The organism is Sphingomonas sp. Leaf33 (genome assembly GCF_001421785.1).
Classification (GTDB): Bacteria; Pseudomonadota; Alphaproteobacteria; order Sphingomonadales; family Sphingomonadaceae; genus Sphingomonas.
On record NZ_LMLB01000008.1, the window covers coordinates 1 to 13,814 of the forward strand.

The 13,814-nt window shown below is 67.2% G+C and carries 14 protein-coding genes; 4 read left to right on the forward strand and 10 right to left on the reverse strand.

The window, feature by feature from the left end:
- Window positions 1-235: 235 nt before the first annotated feature.
- On the reverse strand, window positions 236-676 hold the full coding sequence (locus tag ASE86_RS11850) for a MarR family winged helix-turn-helix transcriptional regulator (protein WP_056427098.1): 441 nt from the start codon (window positions 674-676) through the stop codon (window positions 236-238).
- A gap of 143 nt (window positions 677-819) precedes the next feature.
- Between ASE86_RS11850 and ASE86_RS11855 the strand changes: the two genes are divergently transcribed.
- The 3 genes from ASE86_RS11855 (at window position 820) to ASE86_RS11865 (ending at window position 3,769) form a co-directional block, all read left to right on the forward strand.
- On the forward strand, window positions 820-2,226 hold the full coding sequence (locus ASE86_RS11855) for an alpha/beta hydrolase (protein WP_056427101.1): 1,407 nt from the start codon (window positions 820-822) through the stop codon (window positions 2,224-2,226).
- 341 nt (window positions 2,227-2,567) lie between these two features.
- Window positions 2,568-3,035, forward strand: coding sequence for a sterol desaturase family protein (locus ASE86_RS11860; RefSeq protein WP_056427104.1), 468 nt, complete (start codon window positions 2,568-2,570; stop codon window positions 3,033-3,035).
- Complete coding sequence (locus ASE86_RS11865) at window positions 3,032-3,769, forward strand: fatty acid desaturase (RefSeq protein ID WP_056427106.1); 738 nt, start codon at window positions 3,032-3,034, stop codon at window positions 3,767-3,769. Before ASE86_RS11860 ends, ASE86_RS11865 begins: the two co-directional genes overlap by 4 nt.
- A 3-nt stretch (window positions 3,770-3,772) precedes the next feature.
- Here ASE86_RS11865 and rfbA read toward each other — a convergent pair whose 3' ends face one another.
- The 4 genes from rfbA to rfbC are packed head-to-tail and all read right to left on the reverse strand — an operon-like array spanning window position 3,773 to window position 7,167.
- Window positions 3,773-4,642 (reverse strand): glucose-1-phosphate thymidylyltransferase RfbA, encoded by an 870-nt coding sequence (gene rfbA, locus ASE86_RS11870; protein ID WP_056427109.1) that lies wholly within the window; start codon window positions 4,640-4,642, stop codon window positions 3,773-3,775.
- Window positions 4,639-5,526: a dTDP-4-dehydrorhamnose reductase gene (gene rfbD / locus ASE86_RS11875; RefSeq protein ID WP_056427110.1), complete on the reverse strand. Its 888-nt coding sequence runs from the start codon at window positions 5,524-5,526 to the stop codon at window positions 4,639-4,641. The genes rfbA and rfbD overlap by 4 nt, the downstream gene beginning before the upstream one ends.
- A 2-nt stretch (window positions 5,527-5,528) precedes the next feature.
- The gene (gene rfbB, locus ASE86_RS11880) at window positions 5,529-6,581 is read right to left on the reverse strand and encodes a dTDP-glucose 4,6-dehydratase (protein WP_056427114.1); all 1,053 of its coding nucleotides are present in this window, start codon (window positions 6,579-6,581) and stop codon (window positions 5,529-5,531) included.
- A gap of 13 nt (window positions 6,582-6,594) precedes the next feature.
- Window positions 6,595-7,167, reverse strand: coding sequence for a dTDP-4-dehydrorhamnose 3,5-epimerase (gene rfbC, locus ASE86_RS11885; RefSeq protein ID WP_056427117.1), 573 nt, complete (start codon window positions 7,165-7,167; stop codon window positions 6,595-6,597).
- 154 nt (window positions 7,168-7,321) lie between these two features.
- Here rfbC and ASE86_RS11890 point away from each other — a divergent pair, with 154 nt between their 5' ends.
- A complete protein-coding gene (locus ASE86_RS11890; RefSeq protein ID WP_056427120.1) occupies window positions 7,322-8,617 on the forward strand; it encodes a sugar transferase in 1,296 nt (431 codons plus the stop codon).
- 4 nt (window positions 8,618-8,621) lie between these two features.
- Here ASE86_RS11890 and ASE86_RS11895 read toward each other — a convergent pair whose 3' ends face one another.
- The 5 genes from ASE86_RS11895 to asnB form a co-directional block, all read right to left on the reverse strand.
- A complete protein-coding gene (locus ASE86_RS11895) occupies window positions 8,622-9,023 on the reverse strand; it encodes a J domain-containing protein (protein ID WP_056427127.1) in 402 nt (133 codons plus the stop codon).
- Window positions 9,020-9,994, reverse strand: coding sequence for a M48 family metallopeptidase (locus ASE86_RS11900; protein WP_056427128.1), 975 nt, complete (start codon window positions 9,992-9,994; stop codon window positions 9,020-9,022). Before ASE86_RS11900 ends, ASE86_RS11895 begins: the two co-directional genes overlap by 4 nt.
- A gap of 356 nt (window positions 9,995-10,350) precedes the next feature.
- A complete protein-coding gene (locus ASE86_RS11905) occupies window positions 10,351-10,623 on the reverse strand; it encodes a hypothetical protein (RefSeq protein ID WP_156347145.1) in 273 nt (90 codons plus the stop codon).
- A gap of 155 nt (window positions 10,624-10,778) precedes the next feature.
- Entirely contained in the window at window positions 10,779-11,774 is a 996-nt protein-coding gene (locus tag ASE86_RS11910) for a GDP-mannose 4,6-dehydratase (protein WP_056427134.1), read from the reverse strand.
- Window positions 11,771-13,762: an asparagine synthase (glutamine-hydrolyzing) gene (gene asnB, locus ASE86_RS11915; protein ID WP_056427138.1), complete on the reverse strand. Its 1,992-nt coding sequence runs from the start codon at window positions 13,760-13,762 to the stop codon at window positions 11,771-11,773. Before asnB ends, ASE86_RS11910 begins: the two co-directional genes overlap by 4 nt.
- Window positions 13,763-13,814 lie beyond the last annotated feature (52 nt).

Genomic DNA, 13,814 nt, shown 5'->3' on the forward strand with positions numbered 1-13,814 from the left:
GGGGGGGGGCGCCGCCGCCGTGCCTGTAAGCATGGCTCGACCGGCCGGGGAGGGGGCAGGTCCGGGTACCGGTGAAGCGGCAGGACGATGTTGTGCCGCATTATGGCGGACAGTGCGCTGTCTGCTTGCGCAAACGTCTCAGGGAAGGCCACCACGGCGCTGCACCACTCACCCGAAAACGATCGAGCAACGGCAAGGCAGGATCGTTCGAACCACTGCTCTCAAATGATGAGGGTCATTCGCCGGGTGGCTCCATCACCCGCGCAAGCAAAGGTAAAATCCCCTCCAGTCGTTGCCGCTCGTCAGGATGGAGCGCGTCGATCCGCGCCGCCAGCGGTGCCGTGGCGCGCAGTTGACCCGTTCGCCATAGGGCCAGCCCGTCGGCGGTGGCCACGACGATCGATCCCCGCTTGTCCGTGGGATGGGGTTCCCGGCGAACCAGTCCCCGCGATACGAGCTCGTCCACTAGCCGCGTGATCGTCGGACGACGCACCTGCTCCAGCTCGGCAAGGGCCGATGGCGCGATCCCGCCGGAATGGACGACGACCGCCATCGCCGATGTGAGCGGGCCTGACAGGGCCGCCGTTTCGTCGGCCGCGCGCAGCCAGCGGATCAGTCGCACCGCCATGATCGAGAGATCATTCGCGATCGAATGGCTCTTGCTAGTTTCTTCCATCTAATTACCATAGACTAACTATATAACGGTCGAAGGGTAGGTTCATGCAGGTCGCGGGTCCAGATGCGAGGCGGTCGTGGGGACGCCATATCCGGCATTCGCATGTGCTTGCCGGCATGGTGTTGGCAATAGCGTCTGTGCCCGTGTCCGCGGCCACGTCCGGCCTGGCGCCCGTCCGGCAACCGATCCGCGCGGCAGCCCCCGCGCTGACGGTTGAGCCCTATCCCTTCAAGCTGCGGGACGGCACCGTCATCCAGGCCGAACGCGGGTCGTTCGAGGTGCCCGAGCGGCGCGGTAACGCCAAGTCGCGCCGCATCCGCATCGGCTTCGTCCGGTTCCGGTCCACCGCCGCCCATCCCGGCGCGCCGATCGTCTACCTGGCTGGCGGTCCCGGCGGGTCGGGGATCGATGCCGCGCGAGGAGCTAGGCAGCCGATCTTCCTCGCCCTGCGCGCGCTGGGCGACGTGATTGCGCTCGACCAGCGTGGCGTCGGCATCTCGAATTCCATTCCGCCCTGCAAGGCCGCCACCAGCCTCGACCCCGCCGGTGGGCTGAGCGAACAGGCGTTCACCCGCTATTATCGCGACACGCTCACGACATGCGTGGGCAAATGGCGCGCGGCAGGCGTCGCGGTTGAGGGATATACGACGCCGGAGAACGCCGACGACGTGGAAGACCTGCGCCGTGCGATCGGCGCTCCCAAGCTGCGGCTCTGGGCAATATCCTATGGCACTCATCTGGCCTTCGAGATGATGCGCCGCCATCCGGGCAGCGTCGACCGCGTTGTCATGGCCTCGGTCGAAGGCATGGACCAGACCGTCAAGCTGCCGGCGCGGGTCGATGCAGCACTCGGGCGGCTCGCCAACTCGGCCGGCGCCGCGGAGGGGGCCGCCCTGCTTGCCACGATGCGGCGCGTCCACGCCAGGTTGGATGCCAGGCCGCAGGTGATGACGCTGGGCGACGCCACGGGCACGATCCGCTTCGCGATGAACGCGTTTCCGTTGCGGATGCTGATCGGGAACATCGCCAAGAACCCGGCCGGCATGACGCAGCTGGCCCAGCTCTATGCAGCGTTCGATGCCGGGCAGGGTGAGGCGGTCGCCCCGCTGCTATACGCCGCCTTCCTCAAGGATCCCCTGACCATGAGCGGGATGCCCGAACTGATGGATCTCTCCTCCGGTGTCAGTCCGTCGCGCCTCGCCATAATCGGGCGGGAAGCACCTGCGGCGATCGTCGGCACGGCGACGAATTTCCCCATGCCGCAGGTTGCCGGGACGGTGCCGGGGATGGACCTTGGCAAAGACTTTCGGACCGACATACGCTCGGCAATCCCGACGCTTGTGGTCAGCGGGGACCTCGACCTGCGGACGCCGATCGAGGAACAGACGACAGCGACCGCCGGCCTTTCGCGCTTGACCCGCGTGACCGTACACGGCGGCGGACACGACCTGTTCGAGGCGCACCCGGCCATTTCCGGCATGATCGCCGCTTTCTTCACTGGCCGCCCGATCAAGGAAACGAGCGTCGTGGTGCCCGTTCCCAAGAACTGACCGCTGCCCGATCGGGAACCCTTGGCGGGAGAGGCTCGGGGAATCATCCGGGCACGAATTGCCATCGCCACCGTCTGATTAGGGGCGATAGCAGACACGCGCCCGGTCGATTGTCGAAGCAATGTTGGAGAACTTCACGTACAGGTCCGACGACAGGCTCTTTCTCATCGCTGATATGCCCGTTCGCCCGCGTCGGCGTCGCGCCGACGGCGGACCGCACGGAAAGGGGATGTGCGATCGGCATGGTGTGACCTTCGTGTGACCTTAGCCGGTCTTCGTGCTACTGGCACAGCGCGCACGACGGGCCATATCGGCCCGCATGAGGGTGCCGAGGTGATCCGTTGAACTGGTACGAAAAACTGCTGCTGGTCCTGGCCATGGTGTTGTTCATGGAGGTCTTTGCCTGGGCGACGCACAAATATGTCATGCATGGCTGGGGCTGGGGCTGGCACCGCTCGCATCATGAACCGCACGACGGCGCGTTCGAGCGGAACGACCTGTATGCCGTAACCTTCGCCGTCATCGTGGTCGGCCTGTTCACGCTGGGCATGGTGTGGGAGCCGGTGTGGTGGGCGGCGCTGGGCATCACCGTCTACGGCGCGATCTATGCCTTTGTGCACGACATGCTTGTGCACCAGCGCTTCGGGATGCGCTGGGTGCCGCGGCGGGGTTATTTCAAGCGGCTGCACCAGGCGCACCGGCTGCACCATGCGGTCAAGACCAAGGAGGACGGCGTCAGCTTCGGCTTCCTGTTCGCGCCCGATCCCGTCCGGCTGAAGCGCCGCCTGGCCGAACGCGCCGGGCGATGAGCTTGGGGCCGAACACGGCCATCGCGCGGCACGGCCTGATGCTGGCGGCGGCGATCATCGCGGCGTGGGCGGCGATCCATGTCGGCGCCATCTTCTTCTGGCGCTGGAGCCCGGCGACCGTGCTGCTGGCACCGATCGTCATCGTCGTGCAGGCGTGGCTCAGCACGGGTCTCTTCATCATCGCGCACGACTGCATGCACGGGTCGCTGGCGCCGGGCCGGCCGGGCCTGAACCGGGTCGTCGGCACGCTGTGCCTGGGGGCCTATGCCGGCCTGTCCTACGGCGCGCTGCTGCCCAAGCATCATGCGCATCACGCGGCACCGGGCACGCCGGACGACCCCGACTTCCACGCCGCCGCCCCGCGCCGCGCGCTGCCGTGGTTCGCGTCCTTCTTCCGCAATTACTACACGCACGGCCAGATCGTGCGGATCACTGTCGCCGCGATCGTCTATCTGTGGCTGGGCGCGACGCTCACCAATATCGTCGTCTTCTGGGCGATCCCGGCGCTGCTGGCGCTCGGGCAGCTGTTCGTGTTCGGCACGTACCTGCCGCATCGCCACGACGACTGCCCGTTCGCCGACGCGCACAACGCGCGCAGCAGCACGCTACGGCCGATCCTCTCGCTGATGACCTGCTTCCACTTCGGCGCCTATCACCACGAACATCACCTGAGCCCCGGCACGCCGTGGTGGCGGCTGCCGGCGGCCCGGCACGAGCTGCGCGCGCAGCGGTAACCTCTAGGCGGCGTCCACCGCGCGCAGGATCGCGCGGCCATAGGCGGTCTTCTTGAACAGCTCGCCACGCGCGCGCGCCTGATCGGCGGCGATGAAGCCCTGTTCGAACGCGATCTCCTCGAGACACGCGATCTGGACGCCCTGGCGGTGCTGGAGCGTGCGGACGAATTCGGAGGCCTCCAGCAGGCTGTCGTGGGTACCGGTATCGAGCCAGGCGTAGCCGCGGCCCATCTGTTCGACGTACAGCTCGCCCGCTTCCATGTAGAGGCGGTTGAGGTCGGTGATCTCGAGCTCGCCGCGCGCCGAGGGCTTCAGGTCGCGCGCGAATTCGATGACGCGGTTGTCGTAGAAATAGAGGCCGGTGACCGCATAGTCGGACTTTGGCTCGGTCGGCTTTTCCTCCAGGCTGATCGCCTTGCCGTCCTTCGTCAGCTCGACCACGCCATAGCGCTCGGGATCCTCGACCTGATAGGCGAACACCGTCGCGCCGTGCGTCCGCGCGGTCGCGCTCGCCAGCAGGTCGGGCAGGTGCGCGCCGAAGAAGATGTTGTCGCCCAGCACCAGCGCGACATTGTCGTTGCCGATGAAGTCCGCGCCGATCGTAAACGCCTGCGCCAGGCCATCGGGGCTCGGCTGTTCGGCATAGCTGATGGTCAGGCCCCAGGCCGATCCGTCCTCGAACAGACGACGGTAGTTGTCGATATATTCGGGGCTGGAGATGATCAGCACGTCGCGGATGCCGGCCAGCATCAGCACCGACAGCGGGTAATAGATCATCGGCTTGTCATAGACCGGCAGCAGCTGCTTGTTCACCGCGAGCGTCGCGGGATGCAGGCGCGAACCGGTGCCGCCGGCGAGAATGATACCCTTCATTTCGGTGCTCCGATCAGATCGTCGAGGATGTCGCTGAGTGCCGCCTGCCAGGGGCGCGGCACGATGCCGTAGGCGTCGCCGATCGCTCTGTGCGACAGCAGCGAATTCGCCGGGCGGCGGGCAGGGGTGGGGTAGTCGGCGGTCGCGATCGGCTCGACGCTCGCGGTCGGCCCGCCACGCAGTGCGGACTGGCGGAAGATTTCGCTCGCGAAGCCGGCCCAGCTGACCGCGCCTGAATTGCTGAAATGATAGGTGCCGGTCGGGGCGGACGCGTCCTCGGCCAGGCGTACCGCGATCCGGGCACAGGCGTCGGCCAGATCGGTGGCGGCGGTCGGGCTGCCGACCTGGTCGTCGACGACGCGCAAGGTATCGCGGTCGGCGGCGACGCGCAGCATCGTCTTCACGAAATTCTGGCCTTGCGGGGAGACGACCCAGGCGGTGCGCACGATCGCATGGCGTGCGCCCGAGGTCCGGACGGCGAGCTCGCCACCCAGCTTCGAAGCGCCGTAGACGCCCAGCGGCGCGACCGCGTCGTCGACTTCCCACGCGCCGTCACGGTCGCCGGGGAAGACATAGTCGGTCGACACCTGCACGAGCGGGATATCCGCCGCCGCGCACGCTGCGGCGAAGGCGGCAGGCGCGAGCGCGTTGACCGCCCACGCGGTGACGACGTCGCTCTCGGCCTTGTCAACCGCGGTATAGGCCGCCGCGTTGATGACCGCGCGCCACGGCTCGGCCGCGACGAGTTTGGCGATCGCAGCCGGATCGGTCAGGTCGAGCCGGTCGCGACCGACGGCCTCGACCTGCCACCCCTTTGGCCAGTCATGGGCAGCGAGCGCGCGGCCGAGCTGGCCGTTCGCCCCGGTGACGAGGATGCGGTGCATGGTCAGGCCGCGACGCCGCGGCGCTCGGATGCCTTGGCGGCGACCAGCGGACGCCACCAGGCTTCGTTGGCCAGATACCATTCGACCGTCTTGCGGATGCCGCTTTCGAACGTCTCGGCCGGGGTCCAGCCCAGCTCCGCCTCGATCCGGCCGGCGTCGATCGCATAGCGCTTGTCGTGGCCGGGACGGTCGGCGACTTCCGTCATCTGCTCGGCGTACGGGCGGCCATCGGCCCGCGGGCGCAGTTCGTCGAGGATCGCGCAGAGCGTCTTCACGACCTCGATGTTCTGGCGCTCGTTATGCCCGCCGACATTGTAGGTGCGGCCCGGTTGTCCACGCTCGAACACCGCCTGCAGCGCACGGACGTGATCCTCGACATACAGCCAATCGCGGACCTGGTCGCCCTTGCCGTAGATGGGGAGCGGCTCCCCGTCCAAGGCCTTGGCGATCATCAGCGGAATCAGCTTCTCCGGGAAGTGATAGGGCCCGTAATTGTTCGAGCAGTTGGTGATGAGCACCGGCAGGCCGAAGGTGTGGCCCCACGCCGAAACCAGATGGTCGCTGCCCGCCTTCGACGCCGAATAGGGCGATCGCGGGTCGTAGGGCGTTTCCTCGGTGAAGAGGCCGGTATCGCCGAGGCTGCCGTACACTTCGTCGGTCGAGATGTGGTGGAAGCGGAACGCCTGGCGCGCGTCCGCATCGAGTGTCAGCCAATAGGCGCGTGCCTCGGCCAGCATCGTGTAGGTGCCGACCACATTGGTCTGGATGAACGCGCCCGGGCCGTCGATCGAGCGATCGACGTGGCTCTCGGCCGCCAGATGCGTGATGATCTCCGGCTTGAACTCGGCGATGGCGGCACGCACGGCGTCGGCATCGCAGATGTCGCCCTGGACGAAGCGGTAGCGGTTGCTCTGCGCCACGCGCTCGACCGTTGACAGCGTGCCGGCATAGGTCAGCTTGTCGAAGTTCAGGACTTCGTGGGTGGTGTTCTCGATCAGATGCCGGACGAGCGCCGAGCCGATGAAGCCGGCGCCGCCGGTGACGAGGATACGCATGGGAGAGGGTCCTTCAGGCAAGCGGGCGCAGCGGACGCCCGTCATAGGCGAACGGGCTGTCAAAATCGGCGAGCAGGGGCTGGACCACGTCCTTGGCGCTGAGCTCAGGGATAGCGCCGGCGGGCAGGGGCCAGTCGATGCCGATCGCGGGATCGTCCCAGCGGATGCCACCGTCCTGCGCGGGCGCATAGGTGTCGGAACATTTGTATGCGACTTCGCAGTCAGGCTCGAGCGTCAGGAAACCGTGCGCGAAGCCGATGGGGACGAACAGCTGGTCGCCGTTCTCGGCCGACAGTTCGGCGCCGACCCAGTGGCCATAGGTCGGCGATCCCCGGCGGATGTCGACCGCGACGTCGAAGATACGCCCGCGCAGGCAGCGCACCAGCTTGTCCTGCGCGCGCGGCGGCACCTGGAAATGCAGGCCGCGCAGCGTGAACGGCGCGGCCGACAGCGAATGATTGTCCTGCACGAACGTCGCGATGATGCCGAGCGCGGACGCCGTGTCGCGGTTGTAGGTTTCGACGAACCAGCCCCGGGAATCGCCGTGGCGACGGGTGCGGACGATCTGGACGGGGCTATCGGTCATGGATCATCCCGGTAGCGGCACGGCAAAACTGCGACAAGCGAATGGTCGCTCGATTTTTCGAGGCAATCGCGCTAGAGCGCGCGCGATATCGCCTGCGTCCTGCAGTCGATAGGATGGTCGTCGGCATGTCCGTCCCAGCCCAAGGTTAGTATTCGTGCTTCAGACCCGCGTAAAGACGGCAGTGAACGGTAACGCCCTGCTTTTCGAACGGCTGCGTGCGCAGTTGCTGCTGGGGCTGGGGGTCGGCATCCTGCTGCCGTTGCTGCTAATGGCGCAGACCTATGCCCAGGGCGATGCGATCACCGGCCTGGGCATCCGCAATACGACGATCGCGGCGATGATCGCGGTCGTGCTGTCGGTGCTGATGTATCGCCGCGTGACGTCGTTCCCCGGCATCCGCGCATTCCGCTTCGTGTTGCCGACCTATGCCGGCGTGTTCGGCGGCGTGCTGGCGGTCATCCTGGTTTCACGGCTCGACTACAACCGCACGTTGCTGACGCTGTCGTTCGTCTTTTCGCTCGCGGCGGCATTCGGATCTGCGTTCTACGTCCTGCGCCGCGCGACGCGGCGGTTCTACCTCGTGCCGTTCGGGCGGTGGGAAGTGGCGTTCAAGTCGCCCAACACCGAATGGATCGTGATGAGCGAGCCGGTGATCCCCGACGATCCCGAAGCGGTCATCGTCGCCGACCTGCGGTTCGACCATGAACAGGCGTGGGAACAGATGCTGGCGCACGCCGCGGTCGGCGGGAAGCCCGTCTATCATATCAAGCAGCTGCGGGAATCGCTGACCGGGCGAGTCTCGATCGAGCATATCTCGGAGAACAGCTTCGGATCGATGCTGCCCAACCTCGCCTATCGCAAGGTGAAGCGCGCGATCGACCTGGGGTCGGCGCTGGTGCTGGCGCCGATCCTGTTCCTGCCGCTGCTGCTCGTCGCGATCGCGATCCGGCTCGATTCCCCCGGCCCCGTGCTCTTCCGCCAGGAACGCATGGGGTATCGCGGCCATCCGTTCCGCATCTTCAAGTTCCGCACGATGCGCGTGGCGACCCCCGACCAGGCGGACGATGCGCGCAACGCGGCGATGACCGGCGACAACGACCCGCGCATCACGCGGCTCGGGCGGTTCCTGCGCCGCAGCCGGATCGACGAGCTGCCGCAGATCCTGAACATCATTGCAGGCGAGATGAGCTGGATCGGCCCGCGCCCCGAAGCGGTGCCGCTGTCGGTTTGGTACGAACAGGAAATCCCGTTCTACTTCTACCGCCACATCGTGCGGCCCGGCATCACTGGATGGGCGCAGGTCAACCAGGGCCATGTCAGCGACATCGAGGCGGTGTCGACCAAGCTCGGCTACGACTTCTACTATATCCAGAACTTCTCGGCCTGGATCGACGTGCTGATCACGCTCAGGACCATCAGTACGATGCTCAACGGCTTCGGCTCGCGCTGATCCCTTAACCGATCAGCGTGAGCGAGACGCGGGCGACGATCGCCAGGCCGACACCCATCATCACCAGCGATCGCCAGCTCGGCCGCGTAACCGAGCGGTAGAGGCGCGGGCGGGGGTGGCGGCGGTCGTAGCGGCTGAGCCGGCGCTGGACCGCCTGCTGGCGCACGCGGTGATGCCGCTCGGCCTCGTCGAGCAGCGTATCGTGGCGGCGGCGTTCCTCCGCGTTCGACAGGCTGCGATAGGCCTGCTGGATATCGCGCAGACGCCCTGGCAGCAGCAGTGCTGCGCCCTCGCTGCCGCCGTCGGGATGATGCCGCCGCGCGAGCCGGATATAGGCCGCGCGGATGTCCGCCTGCGACGCATGCCGCCCGACGCCCAGCGTCTGGTAGTAATCGCGCTGCATCATGGCGCCGCCACCGCCGCGCGGACCGCGGCGATCCGGGCGGCCGGGCTGTCATGTTCGCCGAACGGACCGTCCAGCATCCCGCCGTCGAGGCGGAGCAGCGCTTGCGCGCCGGAAACGGGATCGAGCCCGGCATCGTGCATCATCAGCGCGCCCAGGCGATCGGCATCGCGTTCGACCCCGCGAATGATCGCGCCGCTTTTCCCCAACGTCCGTCCCAGTCCCCGCCGCACATCGCCCCCACGCATCACCGCGGCGTGGCCGAGGATATTGTGCGCCATTTCGTGCGCGAGAAAGAAAGCAACTTCGTCGTCCCCGCGCAAGCGCGCGAGCAATCCGGTGGTGACGAAGACATGGGTGCCATCGGCAAAGGCGTTGCGCTGCACAGACCGCGCGAGGTGGACGCGCGAGGGGCAGGCGGGGCGGGGGGCAAGCGACAGGGACAGGGTCGTGCCCTCGCGCAGCACCGAGATCGACAGCGCGCCACCTGCAGCCGCACGGGCGCCTGCATCGATCCGGTCGAGTATCGCGTCCGCGCGGGCATGGGCCCGCGCCGCGACGAACGGCAGGTCGCGCGCCTCTTCGGGGGGCAGGGGGGTGCCGCCGACGGCCAGCAGCACATCGCCTGCGCGCATGCCTGCAACCGCGGCCGGGCTGTCGGGGACGACGAGCGTGACACCGGGGCCGCGATCGAGCGCCAGGGTCGCAGCGAGGCCGGCGCGATCGGGCAGTTCGAACTGGGTCAGGTGTTGCAACGCGAAGCCGAGCGCCGGGACCGTGACCGGGCAGCGCAGGGCGGCGCGGGTGGCGAGGCGAAACGCCAGATCGGCGACGCGCGCATCCTCCTCGCGACCGGGCAGATAGGGTGGGGGGCTCGGAGCGAAGACCGTGGCGACAGGGGCGTGCTGCGCTGCATCCGCAGGCGCGATCGGGCTCGCGATGCAGGCCGACAGGCCGATCCAGAGGGCAAGCATCCGAAACATCTGCTGCGTCGCTTACACCGGCACCCCGGGTCGGCTCAACGCGGGATGTGGGTCATCGGAGAGGGGGTGGGCGCGCGCGCGTGATCCGTCATCGCTTGCCGTAGGATGGATCGCAGGATCGCCACCACGGTCTTCGCCAGAGCATGACGGTGGCTTTATGCCCCGTACCGGAATCGACCCATCACTCGGAGGGCGCCTGCGGTCGATGGCGACCCGTTCGAAGCCACGTTCGAGACGGGGGGGCGGTGAATACTTCACTTTGCCAGTAATCGCGAAGCCCAAACAGGAAAGGGCCGAACAGCGATGCTGCCCGGCCCCGAAATTCCTGGTCGAAGCTTTTAAAAAGCTTACGGGCTGTTCGGGCTCGAGTCGGCGTCGACAGCAGCCCAGATGCCCAGGCCGATCGCGCCGATCGCGAGGATCAGAACGATGAAGCCGGTGCCCTTGCCGATGCCGGCGTTGTCACCCGAAACGGTTTCCGAGGCCGGAGCAACGGCCTTCTGCGTCAGCGGCGTCGAAACGGCTGCCGATGCGGTCGAAGCGACCATCATCGAAACGGCCGCCATAGCCGTGTAGAAAGACTTCATCTTCATCTCGTACTTCCCCTTCAGATTCGCCAAGAACCGAATTTCTTCGTCTCTCTAACGCGGCGACCCGTAATGTCCACCCGAAATCGCTGCGATGCTGCATCGCAGTAACTTTGAGATGTTGCCGAAGCCCTAACACCCATCAGGGCTTCTTGTTCCGCGTAAGATGCCAAAAATCGTGTGCGATGTCAAAGCCCGTGATACTCGCGGTACCAGTCGACGAAGCGCGGCACGCCCTCGGCAATCGTCGTGCGCGGCGTGAAGCCCAGATCGCCTTGGATCGCGCTGATGTCGGCAAAGGTGTCGCGCACGTCGCCGGGCTGCATCGGCATCAGGTTGCGCACCGCCTTGCGGCCGCACGCCTGCTCGATCAGGTCGATCATCTCGCCCAGATCCTCAGACCGGCTGTTGCCGATATTGTACAGGCGGTGCGGGCTGACGCTGCCGCCGGCCTTGACCGACCCGTCGTCGGCGGGCGGATTGTCGTTGCACGCGACAATGCCCGCGACGATGTCGTCGATATAGGTGAAGTCGCGGCGCATGTTGCCTTCGCCGAACACGTTGATCGGCTCGCCCGCCATGATCGCCCTGGTGAACAGCCACATCGCCATGTCGGGGCGGCCCCACGGCCCGTAGACGGTGAAGAAGCGCAGGCCGGTCTGGGGCAGGCGATAGAGATGCGCGTAGGTCTCGCTCATCAGCTCGTCGGCCTTTTTCGTCGCGGCATAGAGCGACATGGGCTGGTCGACGCGGTCCTCAACGCGGAACGGCAGCGTCTTGTTGCTGCCGTAGACCGACGAGGACGAGGCATAGACCATCTGCTCGACCTGCCGGTGACGCGCGACCTCGAGCAGGTTCAGGTGCCCGGCCAGGTTCGATTGCAGGTACGCGCGCGGGTTCTCGATCGAATAGCGCACGCCGGCCTGCGCCCCCAGGTGCACGATCCGGTCGAACTCCTCGCCCTTGAGCGCTTCGTCCAAGGCGACATGGTCGGAGAAGTCGACCTGCTTGAACGCGAACGCATCGCCATGCTCGGCCAGCAGCGCCAGGCGGTCGCGCTTGATCCGCGGGTCGTAGTAATCGTTGATGCTGTCGATGCCGAGCACCGTATCGCCGCGGCCGAGCAGATGCCGGCTGACGTTGAAGCCGATGAACCCGGCGGCACCGGTGACGAGAACCCTCAAGACGCTTCCTTCCAATCATGAGCGGCCGGATTTGCCTGTTCGGCAAGCCAGGCCTGGAACATCAGGACCGCCCAGAGCGCTGCGGTCGCATCGCGCCGGCCGGACACATGGTCGCGCCAGCGCGCGGTGACCGCGGCGGCATCGAAATAGCCCTCGGCGGCAAGCCGTGACGGGGCAAGCAGTTCCTCGGCCCACGGTCGCAGCGGCCCGCGCAGCCACTGGCCGACCGGAATGGCGAACCCGGCCTTGGGACGCTCGAACATCGCGCGCGGAGCCTGTCGGTACAGCAGCTCGCGCAGCACATGCTTGCCGCGACCGTTCTTGATCTTGAGCGACAGCGGGATGCGGGCGGCGACGGCGGCCACGCGGTGGTCGAGGAAGGGAACGCGCGTTTCCAGGCTGACCGCCATCGCCGCGCGATCTACCTTCACCAGGATGTCGTCGGGCAGGTAGGTGGTCGCATCGCAATACATCATCCGCACCGCATCGGGTGCGTGCGGGAAGGGATCGAGGTCGAAGCCCGGTACGGCCGTCGCGCCGAGCACCGGGGACGGCTCGAAGCTCCATTCGTCGAGGAAGCTCGTATAGACGTCGTCGAACCGCCGCGCGCCGCCCGCGACCCGCAACGCCTTCTGGATCTTCGCGCCGAAATGCGGCGGACGGTTGCCGGGGATCGCATTCCACAGGCCCGCCGGCAGCCGGCTGAGCGGCAGTCCGGCGGCGGCACGGACAGGGCGGGGCAGCACGCTGAGGCGATCCCACATCTTCGGCGCGGCGAAATGCCGGTTGTAGCCGGCGAAGAGTTCATCGCCGCCGTCTCCCGACAGGGCGACGGTTACCTGTTCGCGGGCGAAGCGGCTGACGAGATGGGTCGGGATCTGCGAGGAATCGGCGAACGGTTCGTCATACATCGCCGGCAGGCTGGGGATGACGTCGCGGGTCTCGGCGACGGTGACGTAGCGTTCGTTGTGGACGGTCCCAAAATGCCGGGCGACCTCCTTGGCATATACGGCTTCGTTGAAGCCGGCCTCCTCGAACCCGATCGAGAAGGTGCGCACCGGCGTCGAGGAATGGCGCTGGTAGAGCGCGACGACGGTCGATGAATCGATCCCGCCCGACAGGAAGGCGCCGACCGGGACATCGGCGATCGCCTGGCCTGCGATCGCCTGGCCGAGCGCGTCGTCCAGCGCAGCGATGGCGTCGTCCTCGCTGGCGATCGGCGCCGCCGCACCCTGCGTCAGCACATCGCGATACGACCAGTAGCGCGACAGCGTCAGGCCGTCTCGGCGGCCCTCGACCGGCGCCGCGCCGGGCGCCGTCCGGGCGGCACCCGGCGTCACCGTCAGGATGCAGCCGGGCTCCAGCTTGTAGATGTCGCGGTAGATCGAATAGGGCGCCGGCACATAGGTCCGCGCGGCGAACGCGGCGAGCGCGTTGCGATCGATCGCGTTGGCGAAGCCGGGGTGCACGCGCAGCGCCTTGAGTTCGGAGGCGAACAGGAAGTCCCCCCCGACCCAGCCATAATAGAGCGGCTTTTCGCCGAACCGGTCGCGCACCAGCTGCAGGACACGGTCGCGGCGGTCCCACAGTGCGATCGCGAACATGCCGACGCAGCGACGGATCGTCGTGTCCAGTCCCCAGGCGGCGATGGCGGCGACCAGCGTCTCGGTATCGCTGTGGCCGCGCCAGGCCGGGGCCACGCCGGCGGTGTCCAGGTCCTTGCGGATGGCGAGGTGGTTGTAGATTTCGCCGTTGAACGCGATGACCCAGCGGCCGTCGACCGACGCCATCGGCTGATGGCCCAGCGGCGAGAGATCGACGATCGCGAGCCGCCGATGGCCGAGCACCGCGCGCGGACCGTCGCCGGCATCGGGATCGTCCCACCGCCCGCCGTCGTCGGGACCGCGGTGATGGAGCGGTGCGGTCATCCGATCGACCAGGGAAGGATCGCGCGCACCACTCAGGATCGCGCCGGCTATGCCGCACATGGGAAAACCTGCTTTCTAAGACGGGGCGCCGTTAGCATCCATTTCCCGCGAC